Consider the following 4,018-nt stretch of genomic DNA (forward strand, 5'->3'; position numbering starts at 1 on the left):
TGGTGGTCTTTTTTGCGCGTCATCCCCATCTGTTTGAGTGCATAGCAAACGGCGGCTGCCGTACAATCAAAATGTTTAGCGATTTCATGCAGATAGGCATCCGGGTGTTGCCCAACATATTGAGCCAGTTTTTGCCTATCCAATTTGACGGCATTTAGACCGGTGACTTGATGTTTTAGGCTGCCTGTTTGCTTTTTAAGGCGAATCCACAGGTAAAGCGTGTTTCTTGACAGGTTAAACGTTGCTGCGGTTTGGCTGATGTTTTTGCATTGTTCGTAATAGTTTAAAGCTTTGTTCCTTAAGTCCGCAGAGTATGCCATGGTTAAACCTTCAAAGTTGAGTATTGTACTATTTTGTTTTTAATTGACTATATTTCTGTGTAACTGATATACGGCAGGCTTTTTTGCCTGAACGGTATATATGACATTATTATGATTTGTGATTATTGTTGCAACTGTTATTGTTTGGTATTTTATAAGTTCCTGTGTTTTTTGTAAATTTTTGTATTATTTTTTGTTGTTTTTTTGCAAAGATTATACTTTATTCGGTATTTAAATTAGATAAGAGGTCGTCTAAAAGCGTTTAAAAGAAGCTTTAGTTTCTTGAAGTTGGCTTTCAGACGACCTTTGCAGATGTTTTGGCAGTAGATTGGGTGGTGTTGGGAAATATAGTGGATTAACTTTAAATCAGGACAAGGCGACGAAGCCGCAGACAGTACAGATAGTACGGAACCGATTCACTTGGTGCTTCAGCACCTTAGAGAATCGTTTTCTTTGAGCTAAGGTGAGGCAACGCCGTACTGATTTAAATTTAATCCACTATAACTGATGGACAATAGCCTGAAGGGTATTGTGGATGATGGGGTGAATTGTCTTTGCAGATAAAAAGGTCGTCTGAAAATCTTGATTTGAGGTTTTCAGACGACCTTTGTGTTTCTATCAATCCGTCAGGCGTTTACAGGTTGGGATTGACGATGATTTTGACGGCGGATTCGTTGTTGTGAATCAGACGCTCGAAGCCTTCGGAAACCAGCTCGTCCAGCTTGATACGCTGGGTGATGAAAGGTTCGAGGTTGATTTTGCCTTCTTCCACCAGTTTGATGGTTTCGGCGTGGTCGTTACAGTAGGCGATGGTGCCGCGCACGTCCAGCTCTTTCATCACAACGCTGTGGACGTTGATGGTGGCGGGGTGGCTCCAAATGGATACGATGACGACTTTTGCGGTCGGGCGGCAGGCTTCGACCATGGTGTCCAGCACTTTATTGACGCTGGTGCATTCGAATGCCACGTCCACGCCTTCGCCGTTGGTCAGTTTTTTCACTTCTTCGACGACGTCGACTTCGGACGGGTCGAGGATGTAGTCGGCAACGCCCGATTCGCGGGCTTTGTCTTTGCGCGCTTTGCTCAATTCGGTGATGATGACTTTGATGCCTTTGGCTTTCAACACGGCGGCAAGCAGCAAACCGATGGGGCCTGCGCCGCCGACCAATGCGACGTCGCCTGCTTTCGCGCCGCTGCGGACGTAGGCGTGATGACCGACGGACAGGGGCTCAATCAAAGCGGCTTGGTCTAACGGGATTTTGTCGGAAATCGGATGCACCCAGCGGCGTTTGACGGCGATTTTTTCGGCAAGGCCGCCGCCGCAGCCGCCCAAGCCGATGAAGTTCATGTCTTTGGAGAGGTGGTAGTTGCTGCCTTCGCCGGTCGGTACGTCATCGCGGATGATGTAGGGTTCGACCACGACGTGTTGTCCGACTTTGAGGTCGTCCACGCCTTCGCCGACGGCATAAACCACGCCGGAGAACTCGTGTCCCATCGTTACGGGCGCGGACTCGCCGGAAATCGGGTGCGGATGGCCGCAGGGCGGGATGAAAATCGGACCTTCCATAAATTCGTGCAGATCGGTACCGCAGATACCGCACCAAGCGACGTTGATGCCGACGGTGCCGGGGGCGACGGTCGGTTCGGGGATGTCTTCGATGCGGATATCGCCTTTATCGTAAAAACGTGCTGCTTTCATTGTAACGCTCCTTGTTTTGAGGTTGAAAAGAAAGGTCGTCTGAAAGGTAGGACGGCTTTTCAGTAAGGGCGGGAAGGATGTGTGGGATGTGCGACGAGTATATGTTTATTTTAATGATGCGGCAGGGCGGGTTGTGTAGGATAAGCAACACAGGCTGCGCGATATTGCTTTGATATTTTGTTATTTTACTACATTTCGATGTGAATGATATGTCGGCTTGCGTAAAAACAAAGCAGGGCTTGTCCGCGGTCAAGTTTTGGATGGAATAGTCTTAATAGGTATTCGTCAAAAAGATGCTGTCGGAAGGCGGGAGAATTATTGGGGGAAAATGGAAATTGTTGACAACGCAGGTATTGCTTATTGAATTAATCAAAATTTTATTGCGAAAAAATTTGAATTTTAGAAATTTAAATATATAAAAACAGAAAAAATTTGATTTTTTGAAATAAAATTGCCGTAAGATGGCTAAAAGGCTTGTTTAAAACAGGTAAAGAAGGTAATCTATGCCTTAATTTATCTGAATTTGAAAGCAATAACAATGACCCAACAATACCCTACCGACGATATTAAGATTAGAGAAGTCAAAGAGCTACTGCCGCCGATTGCCCATTTGTACGAGCTGCCGATTTCCGAGGAAGCGGCGGGGCTGGTACACCGCACGCGGCATGAAATCGCCGATTTGGTTCACGGCAAGGACAACCGCCTGCTGGTGATTATCGGCCCGTGTTCCATCCACGACACCAAAGCCGCCTTGGAATACGCCGAACGTTTGCTGGTGTTGCGCAAGAAATATGAAAAAGAATTGCTGATTGTGATGCGCGTGTATTTTGAAAAACCGCGTACAACGGTGGGTTGGAAAGGTCTGATTAACGACCCGCACTTGGACGGCACGTTCGACATCAACTACGGCCTGCGTCAGGCACGCAGCTTGCTGCTGACGTTGAACAATATGGGCATGCCCGCTTCGACGGAGTTCCTCGACATGATTACGCCGCAATATTACGCGGACTTGATTTCTTGGGGCGCGATTGGTGCGCGGACGACGGAGAGCCAAGTACACCGCGAACTCGCCAGCGGCCTGTCCTGTCCGGTCGGTTTCAAAAACGGTACGGACGGCAATTTGAAAATCGCCATCGACGCGATTGGCGCGGCAAGTCATCCGCATCACTTCCTGTCTGTAACCAAAGCGGGGCATTCCGCCATTGTGCATACCGGCGGCAATCCCGACTGCCACGTTATCCTGCGCGGCGGCAAAGAACCGAATTACAGTACCGAACACGTCAAATCGGCGGCGGAACAATTAATAAAAGCCGGCTTGTCGCCCAAGCTGATGGTCGATTGCAGCCACGCAAACAGCCGTAAAGATTACAGACGGCAGATGGAAGTTGCCCAAGATGTTGCCGCGCAACTGGAAAACGGCGAAGACAATATTATGGGCGTGATGGTGGAAAGCCATTTGGTCGAAGGCAGACAGGACAAGCCCGAGGTTTACGGGCAAAGCATTACCGATGCCTGCATCGGCTGGGATACCACCGAAGAAATGCTCGCGCTTTTGGCTGCGGCAAACCGTAAACGGGTCGCGCCTTAAATCGGTTTGTGTAGCGAAAAAGAGGTCGTCTGAAAAGTCTGTGTGTGGGTAAAAACAGACAGTTTCAGACGACCTTTTATAGTCAATTAAAAACAAAATAGTACAATACTCAACTTTGAAGGTTTAACCATGGCATACTCTGCGGACTTAAGGAACAAAGCTTTAAACTATTACGAACAATGCAAAAACATCAGCCAAACCGCAGCAACGTTTAACCTGTCAAGAAACACGCTTTACCTGTGGATTCGCCTTAAAAAGCAAACAGGCAGCCTAAAACATCAAGTCACCGGTCTAAATGCCGTCAAATTGGATAGGCAAAAACTGGCTCAATATGTTGGGCAACACCCGGATGCCTATCTGCATGAAATCGCTAAACATTTTGATTGTACGGCAGCCGCCGTTTGCTATGCA

At 47.8% G+C, this 4,018-nt stretch carries 3 protein-coding genes and 2 pseudogenes; 3 read left to right on the forward strand and 2 right to left on the reverse strand.

The features are described from left to right. Both HMPREF1028_RS01570 and HMPREF1028_RS01575 read right to left on the reverse strand, forming a co-directional pair. Nucleotides 1–320, reverse strand: a pseudogene (locus HMPREF1028_RS01570) (IS630 family transposase); the annotation flags it as partial. 634 nt (nucleotides 321–954) lie between these two features. Next, entirely contained in the window at nucleotides 955–2,019 is a 1,065-nt protein-coding gene (locus HMPREF1028_RS01575) for a 2,3-butanediol dehydrogenase (protein WP_003768647.1), read from the reverse strand. Nucleotides 2,020–2,236: 217 nt separating this feature from the next. Here HMPREF1028_RS01575 and HMPREF1028_RS14355 point away from each other — a divergent pair, with 217 nt between their 5' ends. The 3 genes and pseudogenes from HMPREF1028_RS14355 to HMPREF1028_RS01585 form a co-directional block, all read left to right on the forward strand. Beyond that, nucleotides 2,237–2,383, forward strand: coding sequence for a hypothetical protein (locus HMPREF1028_RS14355; RefSeq protein WP_156798031.1), 147 nt, complete (start codon nucleotides 2,237–2,239; stop codon nucleotides 2,381–2,383). Nucleotides 2,384–2,557: 174 nt separating this feature from the next. After that, nucleotides 2,558–3,607 carry a 3-deoxy-7-phosphoheptulonate synthase AroG gene (gene aroG / locus HMPREF1028_RS01580; RefSeq protein WP_009311061.1) on the forward strand — a complete coding sequence of 350 codons (1,050 nt, stop codon included), beginning with the start codon at nucleotides 2,558–2,560 and terminating at the stop codon, nucleotides 3,605–3,607. Nucleotides 3,608–3,736: 129 nt separating this feature from the next. Then, a pseudogene (locus HMPREF1028_RS01585) lies at nucleotides 3,737–4,018 on the forward strand (IS630 family transposase); the annotation flags it as partial.

The sequence above is a fragment of the Neisseria sp. GT4A_CT1 genome, assembly GCF_000227275.1.
Lineage (GTDB): Bacteria > Pseudomonadota > Gammaproteobacteria > Burkholderiales > Neisseriaceae > Neisseria.